Annotated in this window: 12 protein-coding genes; 3 read left to right on the top strand and 9 right to left on the bottom strand. The window is 56.6% G+C overall.

Features of this window, described 5'->3' with window-relative positions; all coding sequences use genetic code 11:
• Positions 1-75: 75 nt before the first annotated feature.
• On the bottom strand, positions 76-1,107 hold the full coding sequence (locus R8G34_10230; protein ID MDW3223246.1) for an FAD-binding oxidoreductase: 1,032 nt from the start codon (positions 1,105-1,107) through the stop codon (positions 76-78).
• A gap of 63 nt (positions 1,108-1,170) precedes the next feature.
• Between R8G34_10230 and mnmD the strand changes: the two genes are divergently transcribed.
• Together mnmD and R8G34_10220 are read left to right on the top strand one after the other, a co-directional pair.
• A complete protein-coding gene (mnmD, locus tag R8G34_10225; GenBank protein ID MDW3223245.1) occupies positions 1,171-1,848 on the top strand; it encodes a tRNA (5-methylaminomethyl-2-thiouridine)(34)-methyltransferase MnmD in 678 nt (225 codons plus the stop codon).
• Positions 1,845-2,714 carry a DMT family transporter gene (locus tag R8G34_10220; GenBank protein ID MDW3223244.1) on the top strand — a complete coding sequence of 290 codons (870 nt, stop codon included), beginning with the start codon at positions 1,845-1,847 and terminating at the stop codon, positions 2,712-2,714. The genes mnmD and R8G34_10220 overlap by 4 nt, the downstream gene beginning before the upstream one ends.
• Here the strand turns inward: R8G34_10220 and R8G34_10215 are convergent.
• Positions 2,679-4,646, bottom strand: a complete 1,968-nt coding sequence (locus R8G34_10215; GenBank protein ID MDW3223243.1) for a lytic transglycosylase domain-containing protein — start codon at positions 4,644-4,646, stop codon at positions 2,679-2,681. The genes R8G34_10220 and R8G34_10215 overlap by 36 nt on opposite strands.
• Positions 4,647-4,781: 135 nt before the next feature.
• Here R8G34_10215 and dapA point away from each other — a divergent pair, with 135 nt between their 5' ends.
• Positions 4,782-5,657 (top strand): 4-hydroxy-tetrahydrodipicolinate synthase, encoded by an 876-nt coding sequence (gene dapA / locus R8G34_10210; protein ID MDW3223242.1) that lies wholly within the window; start codon positions 4,782-4,784, stop codon positions 5,655-5,657.
• 92 nt (positions 5,658-5,749) lie between these two features.
• Here the strand turns inward: dapA and R8G34_10205 are convergent, their stop codons facing one another.
• The 7 genes from R8G34_10205 to R8G34_10175 all read right to left on the bottom strand — a co-directional run bounded on the left by R8G34_10205 (position 5,750) and on the right by R8G34_10175 (position 15,630).
• Positions 5,750-6,622, bottom strand: coding sequence for a DmsC/YnfH family molybdoenzyme membrane anchor subunit (locus R8G34_10205; GenBank protein MDW3223241.1), 873 nt, complete (start codon positions 6,620-6,622; stop codon positions 5,750-5,752).
• Positions 6,622-7,368: a 4Fe-4S dicluster domain-containing protein gene (locus R8G34_10200; GenBank protein MDW3223240.1), complete on the bottom strand. Its 747-nt coding sequence runs from the start codon at positions 7,366-7,368 to the stop codon at positions 6,622-6,624. The genes R8G34_10205 and R8G34_10200 overlap by 1 nt, the downstream gene beginning before the upstream one ends.
• Before the next feature lie 121 nt (positions 7,369-7,489).
• On the bottom strand, positions 7,490-10,309 hold the full coding sequence (locus tag R8G34_10195) for a molybdopterin oxidoreductase family protein (protein MDW3223239.1): 2,820 nt from the start codon (positions 10,307-10,309) through the stop codon (positions 7,490-7,492).
• 26 nt (positions 10,310-10,335) lie between these two features.
• Positions 10,336-11,169 carry a putative sulfate exporter family transporter gene (locus R8G34_10190; protein MDW3223238.1) on the bottom strand — a complete coding sequence of 278 codons (834 nt, stop codon included), beginning with the start codon at positions 11,167-11,169 and terminating at the stop codon, positions 10,336-10,338.
• Positions 11,170-11,235: 66 nt separating this feature from the next.
• The gene (gene pta, locus R8G34_10185; GenBank protein ID MDW3223237.1) at positions 11,236-12,240 is read right to left on the bottom strand and encodes a phosphate acetyltransferase; all 1,005 of its coding nucleotides are present in this window, start codon (positions 12,238-12,240) and stop codon (positions 11,236-11,238) included.
• Between the two features lie 44 nt (positions 12,241-12,284).
• On the bottom strand, positions 12,285-14,063 hold the full coding sequence (gene xsc / locus R8G34_10180; GenBank protein MDW3223236.1) for a sulfoacetaldehyde acetyltransferase: 1,779 nt from the start codon (positions 14,061-14,063) through the stop codon (positions 12,285-12,287).
• Positions 14,064-14,133: 70 nt separating this feature from the next.
• Positions 14,134-15,630 (bottom strand): PLP-dependent aminotransferase family protein, encoded by a 1,497-nt coding sequence (locus R8G34_10175; GenBank protein ID MDW3223235.1) that lies wholly within the window; start codon positions 15,628-15,630, stop codon positions 14,134-14,136.
• Positions 15,631-15,754: the final 124 nt, after the last annotated feature.

Here is a 15,754-nt window from a genome sequence, read left to right as displayed (position 1 = left end):
TTAATACAAATGTTCCATGGATCGTCCGTGGTAAGCTCGCTTGCAAGTTTTGCATGGTTGACCAAGAGTTTATAGTCAAAAAGAAGCGCTGACTTCAAACCCCTCCGGAATTTCACAACGACCCTCCAACATAAGGTCGGCCATGACCTCGGCGATTTTTGGCGCCATGCCGAAACCGATTTTGAAACCACCATTGGCAATGAAATGGCCCGGCCTGTCTGGCCATTCTCCCAGCATAGGCGCTCGACTTCGCGCGCGCGGGCGCACACCAGCCCATTTTTGGATAACGGGAGCATGCTTTAAAACGGGCACTGCACGACGCGCCCTTTCTATGATTACATCAATTTGGTCGTCGACGGTCACCGGGTTGTCGAAATTCGGCTCAGAAGTTGATCCAGCTGCGACAGTGCCATCCAGATGTGGGATGATATGAATCGTATCTGCAAATATCTGCGCCTTACCGCGGGCTTCAAATTGCAAGAGCGCGGCCTGGCCTTTGACGCCACTGCCAACTCTGCGCTCCTGCTCGTTGTTCAGGCGGTCCAAACCATCCACGCCGGTTGCCCACAGAATATTGCCTCTGTCTTTCCCCTCGGCCTTGATCGAAACACCCCTTACATTGAGTGCAGCGACCAAAGCATCACAAGCCCGGCGCGGATGCAGATGTGCGCTTAGCGTATCACGAATGATCCATCCGGTCGGCGAATTTGGCTGCCAGTCCTCAAGTGCGTTTTCCTCAACGGCCCAGATCGCGTTGTGTTGCCACAGCTCTCCAGCGCTATGGGATCGACGTCTGGCCAGCTCCAATCCTGCCGGATCCATTATCGGCTGCAGACGCCCTGATCGGCAGTATCCCGCATTTTCTCCACCTGTCGCTTCAACCTCAGACCAAAAACGTTCCGCCATGAGCAGACTATCCAGTTGGAAAGCCTTCTTTGGATTCCAGTTTTCAGGGACATGCGGAGCCAATGCCCCGACAATGCCGCCACTGCTTCCGGCCGCGACTCCATGAGGATCAATTATCTGGACCCGTGCACCACGTTTCACGCAAGCCCACGCGATCGAAAGGCCAAAAATTCCGGCGCCCCGCACAGTTACATCGACCATTGCCAAACTTTGTTGTCTCCCTCAGTGTCGCGCCAGATCTCAGCGACATGGCAAGGCTCATCCATGCAGAACCAGTCCACAGATGTTAGCTGGAACAAAAATGACGTTCCAGTCTCCAACCGATTCGATGACCCGTATTTCAGTCTGGAAAACGGATTGGAAGAAACGCGCCACGTATTTCTTCAAGGCAATGGGTTGCCGGAACGATTTTGTGACGGATTTCACGTCGCTGAACTCGGTTTTGGCACAGGTCTTAATTTTCTGACGACGGTGTTGGCATGGCGCGAGTCTGGGGTGAGTGGTCGATTGCACTTCACTAGTTTCGAGGCATTTCCTTTGAGCGTTCAGCACATTGGCAGAGCTCTTGCGGTGTTTGCGGAGCTGAATGAGATAAGTCGACCACTCACCGCCTGCTGGCGTCCGGAGGGCGGTACCTTTGAACTTGATGATGACGTGCTGCTCAACGTCATCATTGGCGATGCAAATGTTGAGCTTTCGAATTGGACTGGTTTCGCCGACGCCTGGTATCTTGATGGGTTTTCACCGGCAAAAAACCCTGAATTGTGGTCACAAACCATATTGCATCAGGTGGCAAAGCATACCGTCGCAAATGGTACCTTTGCGACCTATACGGCGGCGGGGTTTGTAAGGCGTGCTTTGGAAGCGGCTGGCTTTGACGTTTCACGATCCGTTGGTTTCGGTCGAAAACGACATATGTCCCGGGGTGTCATGAGGCCATGACCCAGTCAAATAACGTAAGACTGGGAGTGATGCTGATGCTCCTCACGACTTTGGTCTTCGCCTTTCAGGACGGTATTTCGCGCCATCTTGCAGATGTGTACAACGTCTATTTGGTCGTTATGGTGCGGTACTGGTTCTTCGCAGCCTTTGTCATTGCGGTTGCCTGCCGCAGGGCGGGAGGAATTCAAGCCGCCGCGCAGACCAACCAGCCTGTCCTGCAGGCCTTTAGAGGCATATTGCTTGCGTTAGAGGTCTGCGTCATGGTGACGGGTTTCACGCTTCTGGGTCTTGTGGAAAGCCACGCTGTATTTGCCTGTTACCCTCTGCTGGTGGCTGCGCTGTCGGGCCCATTGTTGGGCGAGAAAGTCGGATGGCGCCGATGGGTCGCAATCGGTGTGGGGTTTATTGGTGTTTTGATCATTCTCCAACCTGATGGTTCCGTGTTTGACCCTTTCGCAATAATTCCGCTTATCGCGGCGCTGATGTTCGCCCTCTATGGGCTCCTGACCCGTTTTGCTGCCCGTCAGGATGACACTGCCACTAGCTTTTTCTGGACCGGAACTGCGGGCGCAGTGATCATGACAATGATTGGTATTTGGTTTTGGGAACCGATGACTGGCACCGACTGGATGTGGATGGGGCTCCTTTGCCTGACCGGTGTCGCGGGTCACTGGCTGCTGATACGTTGCTACGAAGCGGCTGAAGCCAGTGCCGTACAACCGTTTGCCTACTTCCAGCTGGTATTTGCGTCGCTCATGGGTGTTACGATCTTTGGGGAAGTCATTCGTCCCAATGTTGCACTAGGCGTTGCGATCATCATTGGTGCGGGTCTATTCACCTTTTGGCGCGAACGACAACAGCGTTGAACCCGTCAATTCGTCAATGAAGGGTTGCGGCATGGGAGGCTTACCCAGACGCGCGCGGTAGATTGGCAGGCTTTCTGTGACGCGCATGACATAGTTACGGGTTTCACGGAACGGGATATGCTCTATCCAATCGATCATGTCGACATCGCCTTTTCTGGGATCTCCATAGGCCAACATCCAACGATCGGGTCTGCTCGGACCGGCATTATAGCCGGCGGACATCATTACAACGTTGCCGCGAAAACGTGCGGCGAGTCCCGACAGATATGCGGCACCCAGTTCGGCATTATAGGTCGGATCTGATATCAGGCGATCGGTTGAGTGTTGACCGGCGCGTCCCATCGAGGCCGCCACTTCCCGGCCTGTCGCTGGCATGATCTGCATAAGCCCGCGTGCGCCGACCCCGCTTTGGACACCGGGATCAAATTCGCTCTCGCGCCGGGCGATCGCGAGAACCATTTCAGGGGCCATCGGCAGGTTTTGCTCCGCGACGGGATGCAATGGGTAATACCCGCGCGGCACAACAATGGCACGTCGCGCTGTGCGTTTGCCAATCATGACAGCGAGATGCGGTTGATTGAGATCAATCGCAGCTTCGGCAAGCAGAGTAGCGTCTTCCTCACTCAAGCTTTCGGCCAAGTGGGTCCAAAACCGTTCCGCTAAATTCAGCTCCCCGGATGCTTCAAGCAAGAGGCCTGCCATAAACACGGGATTCTCAGCCAGAGATGTTTCACGCCAGTTGCCGGGGACTTCGGTCGTTTGTAACTCCGCATCGAAAGGTAAATCAGCGCGATCGGCTGCCAATAAACCATAAAACGAAGTTTGGTATTGGGCTGCGCGGGTATAGGCTTGATCCGCTGCCGCCACGTCGCCCATTTCTGCCAATGCACGTCCTTGCCAATACCCTGCTCGGCCCTTGGAAATGGGAGAGCGGACGGCGGAATCATGATTATTGAAGTGCTGCAATGCCGTTTCCGGCTCATTCAGCTTGCGCAGAGCGATATACCCAGCAAGCCATTCCAGATCTGCGTAATTCGAGCCGCGGGTCAGGAAGTGGCGTGCTGCCAATTCATAGGCGCGTTCCGGATTGCCATCCCGCATTTCGTCCCGAGCCATTGACCTGCGCCGATTCCCCCAAGCCTCAGGGTTGCCGAGGGCCTCCGCACTTGTTGAGGTTTCTATCAAAAGAGACTTGGCGTCATCCCAGCGGCCTTTACGAGCCCGCCAGACAAATCGCTCGTATTGCAATCCCGGATTCTTAGCGTGGCTGGCTGGAATACGCGCAATCAGCGTATCGACACCTTTTTCCCGGGCGCGCAGAGCAATGCGTGCTTTGGCGACGGCGACATCCGATGCGGGCACCAGATCATACATGCGCCGCGCGTTCTCAAACGCACCAGCCCATAGCATTGCATCCAGCCGGGCGGTATGATGTTTCTTCAAAAGAGTATTGTGAGACGCCAGAAACCGGCTCTGTGCGGATGAGCCCATGGGCATCGACCGCCATGCCATAACGACAATGTCCCTGGCCGCCACTTCAGAGCCAGTGCGCGCCAAAGCTTCAGAATGCCGCAACACACCTTCGGGTGTTTGCGCTGCCTGCTCCGCAAAAAACGCATTAACGTCGGAGTCTTTGCGCGTAATGACCACATGTTCGGACTTTTTGCGCAAATAGGGTTCGCCGGGCCAGTCGGGGCGTCGTTTCAGAAAGGCGACAACGTCGCTATAGTTGCCTTTACCAGCTCTCAGGCGAGACCATTCGATGACATCAGCGGCAACATCGCCATCGCGCGCAGCGGCCTTGGCGGCGGTCTGCCAATCCCCGCTGCGCATAGCATCGATAGCCCAGGCCAAGGGTCTTGGCCGCTCTGCCAAGGCGGGCACAGCAGTCAAAAAAACCAAAGTCAGCGTCGTTAGCAGGTGTCTGGTCACTTGCAATTCCCAGTGATTGAAGGCTAGAGCCTCTGTTACATACAGCTTCGTTGTGAGGTATCAAATCACGATCGTGCTGACATGTCGTTAATCTCAGGCCATTTGCCGGCCAAAACACAAAAAAGGAGCGTGCACATGTTCATAGGCTCAATGCCTGCCCTCGTCACGCCGTTCAGGAACGGCGAGCTGGATCTTGAGACACTTAAGAAACTTGTTGAGTGGCATATTGGCGAAGGCAGCAATGGTTTGGTGCCTGTCGGAACCACTGGAGAAAGCCCGACGCTGACTCACCGTGAACACGAAATTGTCGTTGAAGAAGTCGTCAAGGCTGCTTCGGGGCGGATACCGGTGATTGCCGGTGCCGGGTCCAACAATACAATCGAGGCGATGCGTCTGGCACGCCATGCTGAAAAAGTCGGCGCCGACGCCGCCCTGGTCGTGACGCCTTACTATAACAAACCGACGCAAACGGGTCTGATCGCGCATTTTACTGCGCTGCATGATTGCTGTGAACTGCCTATCATCATTTACAATATCCCTGGCCGGTCGGTTGTAGATATGTCGCCCGAAACAATGGGTGAACTGTCCAAATTGCCTCGGATTGTCGGGGTCAAGGATGCTACAGGAGATCTGGCACGGGTCAGCGATCAGCGTATCACCTGCGGGCCTGATTTCATTCAGCTGTCGGGTGAGGATGCCACCGCGCATGGTTTCAATGCCCAGGGCGGAACGGGATGTATCTCCGTGACGGCCAATGTCGCCCCGAAACTTCTGAGCGAAATGCAGGCGGCATGCCTTGCAGGCGATTATGCGCAGGCGCTTGAAATTCAGGACCGCTTGATGCCATTGCACAAGGCAATCTTCACAGAGCCAGGCCTGGTTGGTGTGAAATATGCGATGTCGCGTCTTGATCTGTGTTCAGATGAAGTGCGCTTGCCTCTGTGCGGATTGTCTGACGCGACGAGAGGTCTTGTCGAGGATGGTCTGCGCCACGCGGGCCTAATGAACTGAGACAATCAGGCGGGTAGATTTCTGCCCGTCTCGTTTGGTCAGGCGTCTTTGATGTTGCGCCACGCGATACACCGCGTGGCGCAAATTCGTTTTTAGCGCTTGCCGTAATACAAGCCGACCACATGCTCGGCTTCGGCGAAAAACAACCAGCGCGCCGTCAGAACACCAGCCACGTGGCTGAGCACCGCAAGTATGCCAATGAAGTGGGAAAACGGCAGAAGCAGAAGGATGAAGGGCACCAAGACCATCAAAACAAGCGCAATAATCCGAAGTTTTTGACTGTGCTTGCGCCCAATCTCATGCACGAATTCACGCAGCAGGTAATTCGTTCCGGTGTGGGGAGGCTCAAAAGCGCGCACCTTGCCAATACCGCCAAGACCCGTTGCGGTGGCCATATCTGTTCCAGAGGCGGCCAATGCCTTGTCGCCTTCGGTCCAGGTCAGGATCAGAACGACGCCTGCGATCACCAGCAAGACAAGCGCCATGGACACCTGGCCTGCAAATAATGCGCCACCTGCCAGTGACAGCGTCAGGAATTTGACCGGTGTAATGCCCATGTTCCAACGCGGTATTGTTTTCAGCTGAGTATAGATCATGGATGTCGTGAACACAGTGGCCAATGAAAACAACGCGCCAAGCCATCCCAGCAGGGTGAATCGGGTCTGTAAAAAGACCAAGCCTGCTGCGTAAAGCCCCATGAAAACAAGAGCGCCCACAGCGCACCAGGCTTCACGGCTGAGCCAACTTGAGCGCCACTGCGTGAAAGCCTTCATCGCGCGTTCGGGACGGCCCAGGTGGAAAGTTGAAGCCATAAGGCCCCCCACCGCCATGGCATAGGCAATGGTGAAGAAAGCAAATGCCGTCCAGCCCGTGACCAGCGGGTACCCGAGCCCGAGAAAAAACAGCAATCCAAATCCGAGGCCGCTGAAGGTGGTGAAGAAAATGACAGAAGGAGCCGGATGCATCAGAGTTTCTCCAAGGTCTTGTCGAGCCAGCCCAGGAACCCTTTTGGTTCCTGCGCAATGGGTTCAAGGAAAGGGGCGAGAACATCAAATTCGGGCAGGGCGTCTTTGGGCCGCGGCGGGAGGTATTGATTGACCGGCTTGGTGCCTTGTTCGGGCATCAGGTCCATCCCCCCACGTTCCGCCACCAATTTGCTGACGTCACTGTCAGGATCGCCCAGATCTCCGAAATGGCGGGCATTGGACGGGCAGGTGCGCACACAGGCGGGCTGGCGGTCTTCTTCGGGCAGGTTCTCGTTGTAAATCCGATCAACGCAAAGCGTACATTTCTTCATCACACCTGCCGCCTGATCCAATTCACGCGCGCCGTAAGGACACGCCCATGCGCAAAGCCCGCAGCCAATGCAATCGCTTTCGTTCACCAGAACGATCCCGTCCTCGACCCGCTTGTAGCTGGCCCCGGTCGGGCAGACGGTCACGCAAGGCGCATCCTCACAATGCAGACAGGATTTGGGGAAGTGGATGAGCTGTGCTTCGCCCTGCTCGGGCTGGACCTCGTAGCTGTGTACCCGGTTCAGGAAGGTGCCGCTGTTGTCATCGCCATACGCGTTCTGATCCGACAGGGGCGCGCCATAGTTTTCGGTGTTCCATCCCTTGCAGGAAATGACACAGGCGTGGCAGCCCACACAGGTATCAAGATCGATAACGAGTCCAAGTTTCTTTTCGGTATGGGTGGGCAGGGTTGTCATGGCTGGTTCCCTTCTTGGGGATCGATTGTTGCGCAATAAGGAACGCGGCGTCCAGGGGGCGCTGCCCCCGCGCCCCTAGGGCGCTCCCCCGGAGTGATTACGGCCAAAAGAAAGCAATACATCATTTGCCGACCTTCCATTTCAGATCTTTGGGACCTCGGCCAACCGGAGATTTGATCGGGTCAAATCCGGGTTGGGATTCTTCAGGTGGTGCAGCTTTTGTGACCCGAACCTTCAGATCAAACCATGCGGCCTGACCTGTGATCGGGTCTGAGTTCGCCCACCGCAGGCCGTCGCCTTTGGGAGGTAGCAACTCGTGGATCAGGTGGTTGAGCAAGAAGCCCCGCGTGGCCTCTGGCGCGTCTTCTTCGAGGGCCCATGCGCCCTTGCGTTTACCGATGGCATTCCACGTCCAGATGGTGTTTTCATTCAAGGCCGCCATTTCCAGCACAGGCACTGTGATCTCGCCGTGCGGTGACGTCACCCGCGCCCAATCCCCATCAGACAGATCATTGTCGCGCATCAGATTGGTCGGCATATAGAGCGGGTTGTGACCATGCAATTGGCGCAGCCATGCGTTTTGCGACCCCCATGAATGATACATTGCCATTGGCCGTTGAGTCAGGGCCGTAATGGGGAATTCGTCCGCCTTGTTTTCCTCTTCGGAGGAATACCAGATTGGCAGGGGGGACATCTTCTCCTTGATGCGTGCACGCAGATGGTCAGGAGGTTGGCGGTCTCCATGTCCTTCGGCGGCCAGCTGGAATTTGCGCATCGGTTCGACATAAAGCGAAAACAGATAGGGCATCGGCTTGTCATAAAGCCCCATGCCGACGGCCCAATCCTGATAGGCGGTATTCCATGGTTTGTAATAATTCGACCCTTCGGGGATGTGTTCGACAAAGAACCCGCCGTTTTCGATATATTGATCCAACTGGTTCGGATTGACCTCACCGCGACCCGATTTGTCGCCATCAATGCCCCGGAACCCGGCCAAGGGACCAATGCCCGGACGGCGTTCGTGATTCACGATGTAGTCGCCATAATCCTTGTATTTCTGGCTGCCGTCCTCGTTGACGAAGCCGGGCAGGCCAAGCATGCCCCCCAGTTCACACAGCGCGGATTGGAACCCTTTGACATCGCGATCCGGTTCGATCACGGGCCAACGAATGGCATCCGCTGCAGCATCCGCCTCGCAGATCGGGCGATCGAGCAACGAGATGCAATCGTGGCGTTCGAGATACGTCGTGTCTGGCAGGATCAGATCAGAGTAAGCGACCATCTCTGAGGAATAGGCATCAGAATAGATGATCTTGGGGATCACATAGTCGCCGTTTTCGTCCTTGTCCGTCAGCATGTCGATCACGCCGCGCGTGTTCATCGACGAGTTCCACGACATATTGGCCATATACATGAACAAAACGTCGATCTTATAGGGATCTCCGGCATAGGCGTTTGAGATCACCATATGCATCAACCCATGGCTGGACATCGGGTTTTCCCATGTGAATGCCTTGTCGATACGGGCGGCTGTTCCGTCGTCTTTGAGGGCCAGATCTTCGGGACCATGCACAAACCCAAGGTGCGGGCCATTCAGTGCGGCACCCGGTGTTACGCCCACATGCGGTTTGGGGTGCGCTGTCGCCGGTTTTGGATAGGGCGGTTTGAAACGAAATCCGCCCGGGACCTCAACCGTACCAAGGATGATCTGCAAGACATGCAGCGCACGGCAGGTCTGAAAGCCATTGGCATGGGCGGAAATTCCGCGCATGGAATGGAAAGACACCGGCCGCCCTACCATTTTGGTATGCTTTACACCGCGAAAGTCGGTCCATTCCTGATCCAGCTCAAAGGCTTCTTCGAACGCGACACGGGCCAGTTCCGCTGCAATCGCGCGGATGCGTTTGGCCGGGATGCCACAACGATCAGCCACGTTTTCAGGCGCGTATTGGTCGTCCAGATACATATCCGCCATCTGGTGGAACACAGGGCGGTGGACCTGACCGTTTGCCTCATGGGTCGCGGCGAGGTCTGGTTGCACGCCCGGTTGATCGAATGCGGTCAGTTTGCCCGTCTTACGGTCAATCACCAGTTCCTTGCCATCTTCGTTGCGCATGAGCAGGCCATGATCATCCCCGCCCGGATTATTTATCACCAGAACCGGGGCGTTGGTATATTGCGCAAGGTAGTTCAGATCGATTTTTCCGGCCTTCATCAGGCAATGGATCATCGCGAGGATAAACAGACCGTCGGTGCCCGGTGTAATCCCAACCCAATCATCTGCCACAGCATTATAGCCGGTGCGGATCGGGTTCACGCCAATGACACGGGCACCGCGTTTCTTGATTTTGCCGATGCCCATTTTGATCGGGTTGCTATCGTGGTCTTCGGCGACCCCGAACAGCATGAACAGCTTTGTGTGGTCCCAATCGGGTTGGCCAAATTCCCAGAACGCACCGCCCATGGTGTAGATGCCCGCCGCTGCCATGTTGACGGAACAGAACCCGCCGTGGGCTGCATAGTTCGGCGTGCCAAACCCCTGCGCCCACAGGCTGGTGAAGCTTTGTGACTGATCGCGCCCGGTGAAGAAGGCGAGCTTTTCAGGGTTGTCCTTGCGCACCGGCTCCAGCCAGTCGGTGGCGATCTGCAAGGCTTCATCCCATTCGATCTCTTCGAATTCGCCTGATCCGCGCGGACCGACGCGTTTCAGCGGTTTGCGTAGGCGCGAGGGTGCATTGACCTGCATGATCCCGGCAGAGCCTTTGGCGCAGAGCACACCCTGATTAACCGGGTGATCCTTGTTACCCTCGATATAGGCGACCTTTCCATCCTTCATATGGACGTTGATCCCGCAGCGGCAGGCGCACATGTAGCAGGTGGTCTTGCGCACCTCGTCCGAGACGTGTGGTGAGGTGTCTACGTTCGGTTGCTGGTATGTCATCTGGCCTCCTACCTGACTGCTGTTGTTCAGGATATGTAATTTATCCCCAGCAGGATCAGTCCTGCGATGAATAGTGTTTCAGTAATTAAAAGAGTGATGGCGGGACCTTCGACCGCCAGCACCCTGATGAATTTGGTTTTCATGCTGACTGCGAGAATAGCAACAAGCAGAAGCCAACACGACGACTGGCTCATAAAATCAGCAAGGGCAACAGCGATCACACCGAATGAGTTCAGCGTGGCAAGCATCAGAAAGCTGATGGTAATGACAAGCAACAAAGGCCTGCGTTCACTGTCATCGGTCGCTTCGCCATGCGTGCGGAATAAAAGGCCAGCAATCAAAACGATCAGGGCCAAGATCAACACACAGACCAGTTTCTCCCACGCTACGATATCTTCGGATAGAATTGCGCTGATCGCCATGGCCGCAGAGGCACCGCAGATTGCCACCGATCCGGCAGCCGGGAACGCAAACCGCCACCCGTGCCTGAACCGCCGCGAAATCAGTCGGCCAAATCTGATTGTCGCAGGCAAAAAGGAGGCAACAAGGGTGATCAGATTGACGCCATGCCCTCGCCTCAGAACCATGGAAATGCGCGCGCCCGGAGAGGCAATGCCAATCCGCTGGAGAATACGCGCGGCAAAGGAAATGCCCGTGGCGGTTTTGCCTTCATTGCCCAAAGCCACCACAGTGATGCCCAGCAGCATAGTCATAAAGATGGCAGGGGCTTCGGATTGATCCGCAAGAAACGGCGCCGTGATTGCGACAATCACCGCTGTGGCGATAGTGGGGAACCCGGCAAGGGTTCTTTTAGGAACATCGGTGAAGGGTTCGGTTGCTGACGGCATACGTGTAGTCATGTCACGATACCAACCGGTGCAACGTGGATGGCGCCTGTGCCTCATGATCAAAGAGGCTGTGCACCATCATGCGGTCCCTTTCGCCTGTAGAACAGTGACAGCAATCATGTTGGTCACGTCTTGTGCCACGCATCCGCGAGACAGATCATTGGCGGGTTTAGCGAGGCCTTGCAGGACTGGGCCAATCGCCTCCGCGCCGCCAATGCGTTGCGCGATCTTGTAACCGATGTTGCCTGCATCAAGGTTGGGAAAAATCATTACATTGGCATGGCCCGCGACGGTGGACCCTTTTGCTTTGGTGGCGGCAACTTCTGGCGAAAAGGCCGCGTCAAATTGCAATTCGCCGTCCGCTTTCAAGTCGGGATGATTGGCCTTGAGCAGTGCGGCTGCGTCGCTGACTTTGTTGACGTTTGCGTGGCGGGCCGAGCCCATTGTGGAAAAGGATAACAGTGCCACACGAGGTTCGACTTCCAGCAATTGGCGACAGGAGGCCGCGGAGGCCACCGCGATCGCGGCGAGTTCTTCGGAAGTCGGTTCAATGACCAGACCACAATCACCAAAGATCATCCCGTCGCGTCCGGAGGGGTGGTTTTCGGGCAAGGCCATCAGGAAGAAACTGGAGACAAGCGGTGCCTCTTCGGCTTTGCCAATGACCTGCAATGCGGCGCGGACCGTGTCGCCCGTCGTTGCGACCGCGCCGCCGACCGTACCATCCGCGTAACCCAGACGCACCATCATGGCAGCAAAGACCAAGGGATCATGGGCTTGCGTTTCGGCGACCTCATGGCTGACGCCCTTGTGCTTGCGCAACGCGAAGTAGGCCTCGGCGAATTCTTTGGTCAGAGTGGAATGGGCTGGGTCTTCGATCTTGAGGGTCGGGCTTTCGGTGGCGCCCGCAGCGACAAGCTGGGCGGCGACCGTGTCACGCGCCCCAAGGAGCGTAATGCGGGCGGTGCCGGTTTTCACGGCAGCGATGGCGCCGGCCACGACCCGGGGATCGTGGCCTTCGCTCATGACGATATGGGCAGGCCGGGCGGCGGCGCGTCTGGTAAGATCGCGCAGCACATTCATGGCCTGCTCCCATGGTTTATGCAGATGCTGGTGTGCACCTGAGTTTATACGGCCTGCGGACGCATGTCCGCAGCGCTGATGCCAGCCACTGCGACGGGTTTCTTCATTGCGTCACGGCGGAACGGATCACCAAGTTCCTGATTGATCATTGCTTCGATCAGGGTGGTCACACCATTTTCCATCTGGTCCTTGATGGCCTGTGCCAGAGCCGCTGTCAGCTCGTCCTGTGTGCGGGCAATGACGCCCTTGAGGCCACAGGCAGTGGCGATCCCCGCATAGGAGACCTCTTCGTCCAGCTCGGTGCCTACGAAGTTGTCTTCGAACCACAGCGTCGAGTTCCGCTTTTCAGCACCCCACTGGTAGTTGCGGAACACAATCTGTGTAATTGCGGGCCAGTCACCGCGCCCGATCGCCGTCAGTTCGTTGACGGAGATGCCAAACGCACCGTCGCCTGCGAAACCCACAACCGGCACATCAGGCTGACCGATTTTCGCACCCACAATCGACGGCAATCCATATCCACAGGGACCAAACAAACCAGGTGCGAGATATTTACGGCTTTCGTTGAAGGACGGGTAGGCGTTACCGATTGCGCAATTGTTGCCGATATCAGAGGAAATGATTGCCTCTACCGGCAAAGCGGCCTGGATCGCGCGCCATGCCATACGAGGCGACATCCAGTCAGGCTTGGCCGCACGGGCGCGCACATTCCAGTCTGTCCCGGGATCGTCCTGCTCGTCCGTCATGGAGGTGAGTTCCTGTGCCCAGGAAGACTTGGTGGTGGCAATCAGGTTTTTGCGATCCGCGCGCCCGGCATCCCCCGCATCATCTGCCAGTTTGGCGCAGATTGAAGTGGCGACCTTGGCGGCATCGCCGACGATACCAACAGTGACCTTTTTGGTCAGACCGATACGATCCGCATTAATGTCCACCTGGATGATCTTGGCATCCGTGGGCCAGTAGTCGATGCCGTAACCGGGCAGGGTGGAGAAGGGATTGAGGCGTGTTCCAAGACACAGCACGACGTCGGCTTTGGAGATCAACTCCATACCGGCCTTGGAGCCATTGTAGCCCAAGGGACCGGCGAACAACGGATGATTGCCGGGGAAAGCATCGTTATGCTGGTAGCCCACACAAACAGGTGCATCCAGTGTTTCGGCCAACACTTGGGAAGCTTCAATACCCCCTTTGGACAGAACCGCGCCGGCACCATTCAGAATGACGGGGAATTTCGCGGAAGACAGCAGGTCAGCAGCATTCTGTACAGCGGATTCGCCGCCCTGTGGCAATTCAAAGTCAACGATCATCGGCAGTTCGATGTCGATCACTTGCGTCCAGAAGTCACGTGGGATGTTGATCTGCGCTGGACCGGAAGCGCGTTTGGCCTGCATGATCACGCGGTTGAGTGTCTCGGCGATCCGGGAGGGGTCGCGCACTTCTTCCTGGTAGGCGACGCAATCCGCGAACAGGTTCATCTGTTCCATTTCCTGAAAGCCACCTTGACCGATGGTCTTGTTGGCAGCCTGTGGCGTGACCAGCAAAACCGGTGTGTGGTTCCAGTAAGCAGTTTTGACAGCCGTTACAAAATTCGTGATGCCCGGGCCGTTTTGCGCGATCATCATGCACATCTTGCCGGTGGCGCGGGTGAAGCCATCAGCCATCATGCCGCCCGATGTTTCATGGGCACAGTCCCAGAACTTGATCCCTGCATCCGGGAAGATGTCGGAGATCGGCATCATAGCGGAGCCGATGATGCCAAATGCGTTGTCGATCCCGTGCATTTGCAGGGTTTTCACAAAGGCTTCTTCAGTTGTCATTTTCATGGCGAGGGTCCTTGGATGAAGAGTTTCGAATCTTGGTTGAGGGTTATCTAGAGCGTCCCGGCGGGGACAGTTAGGGCCAGATGTTTGCTTCACTTAATTCCAGTTGGCTTGCAGAGCGCAATTCGTCTGCGACAATTGCAACACCTTTTGCGATCCGGCTTGCGGGGATTGAGGAATAGGCCAGTCGATAGTAGCCTTTCGGTTGCGCAGGGCCGCAGAAAAACGAGTGTCCGGGCTCGATCAGCACGCCACGCGCCTGAAGGCGACGCGCCAGATCGCAGGTATCAACGCCCGCGTGCGCACGCATCCAGAAAGACGAGCCACCATAAGCGCCTTGTCCGGCAATTTGCAGGCCGTGATCGGCAATGGCCGTGGTCATGACCTGGCGGCGTTCATGCAGCGCACTGCCCATCCGGCGGATCAGGGCATCATGATGGCCCAGCGACAGGAAATACGCGGCAGTGCGCTGCACATGCCCTGGCGGGTGACGCAGCACCGAGGCGCGCAACGCACGCGCCTCGCGGATGAAGGGTTCCGACCCCACCAGATACCCCAGCCGCAGCCCCGGAAACAGCGATTTTGAAAAGCTGCCGACGTATATCACGCGCCCATCTGCATCGAGACTTTTGAGCGCTGGCGAGGGGCTTTTGAGAAAGGACATCTCAAATTCATAATCGTCCTCCACGATCAGCGCATCCATCTCAGAGGCCCGTTGCAGCAATTCGTGGCGCCGGTGCATGGGCATGGTATTGGTGGTTGGGCACTGATGGCTGGGCGTTGTAAAGATCACGTCCGTGTCGGGCGGAATCGCATCAGGTGGCATGCCGTCGGCATCCACACGCACGGGTGTCACATGGCAGCGCGATTGCGACAAAATGTCCCTAAGCGCATGATAACAAGGGTCTTCGAGCGCTGCACGCCGCCGCTGCGTCAACAGAACCTGCGTTGTCAGCCAGAGCGCGTTCTGCGCGCCCAGCGTGATCAGAATCTGTTCGGGGCGGGCCGTAATCCCGCGCCGGGGCAGGGTGTGGCGGGCGATGAATTCGATCAGCTGCGGGTCATCCTGATCATAGTAATCCGTGGTGAGCGCCGTGAAATCCTTCTGCCCCAGCGCCTTGAGCGCACAAAGCCGCCAGTTGGCGTGATCAAACAGCTCAGGATCCGCCTGCCCGTAAATGAACGGATAGCGATACCCGGCCCAATCCGCAGGCTTGCGCACTGTGTCACCCCCGGAAAACCGCTGACCAATCGCACGGCTCCAATCCACCGCATCCGGGCCTGCCTCGCTGGGGGCAAACGCGGGCGGCACGGGCGCATTGTCGGAAACGTAATACCCCGAGCGGCCCCGCGATGTCAGGTAATCATTGGCCAGAAGTTCGGTGTAGGCGATGGTCACGGTAATGCGGCTTATACCGAGATGGATCGCCAGTTTGCGTGTTGAGGGGAGCTTCTCCCCGCGCTGAAACCGACCCGACAGAATGCCCTGCGCAATCATCTGCTGGATCTGCGATTGCAGAGTCCCCTGAGCGTCAGGATGCAGAAAAAAGGTTTCGACGGGCAGCGCCATAAAGAAAGCCTACACTGGATATAGACCGCCTTCAATCTGGTATTAACCGCACCCGAAAAGATGCGGTTTAGTCCCCCCTTGCGCGCAGTCATTTTGACCAAAAAGCGTATTATTGAAACTTCTG

The organism is Paracoccaceae bacterium, assembly GCA_033344815.1.
Lineage (GTDB): Bacteria > Pseudomonadota > Alphaproteobacteria > Rhodobacterales > Rhodobacteraceae > Roseobacter.
The sequence above is the reverse complement of the archived record's forward strand: the minus strand, read 5'-3'. Positions and strand labels throughout refer to the sequence as shown.

Coding starts and splice junctions, on each gene's coding strand:
- R8G34_10230 (MDW3223246.1), bottom strand. CDS start 1,107: ATGGTCGATGTAACTGTGCGGGGCGCCGGAATTTTTGGCCTTTCGATC.
- mnmD (MDW3223245.1), top strand. CDS start 1,171: ATGCAGAACCAGTCCACAGATGTTAGCTGGAACAAAAATGACGTTCCA.
- R8G34_10220 (MDW3223244.1), top strand. CDS start 1,845: ATGACCCAGTCAAATAACGTAAGACTGGGAGTGATGCTGATGCTCCTC.
- dapA (MDW3223242.1), top strand. CDS start 4,782: ATGTTCATAGGCTCAATGCCTGCCCTCGTCACGCCGTTCAGGAACGGC.
- R8G34_10205 (MDW3223241.1), bottom strand. CDS start 6,622: ATGCATCCGGCTCCTTCTGTCATTTTCTTCACCACCTTCAGCGGCCTC.
- R8G34_10200 (MDW3223240.1), bottom strand. CDS start 7,368: ATGACAACCCTGCCCACCCATACCGAAAAGAAACTTGGACTCGTTATC.
- R8G34_10195 (MDW3223239.1), bottom strand. CDS start 10,309: ATGACATACCAGCAACCGAACGTAGACACCTCACCACACGTCTCGGAC.
- R8G34_10190 (MDW3223238.1), bottom strand. CDS start 11,169: ATGACTACACGTATGCCGTCAGCAACCGAACCCTTCACCGATGTTCCT.
- pta (MDW3223237.1), bottom strand. CDS start 12,240: ATGAATGTGCTGCGCGATCTTACCAGACGCGCCGCCGCCCGGCCTGCC.
- xsc (MDW3223236.1), bottom strand. CDS start 14,063: ATGAAAATGACAACTGAAGAAGCCTTTGTGAAAACCCTGCAAATGCAC.
- R8G34_10175 (MDW3223235.1), bottom strand. CDS start 15,630: ATGGCGCTGCCCGTCGAAACCTTTTTTCTGCATCCTGACGCTCAGGGG.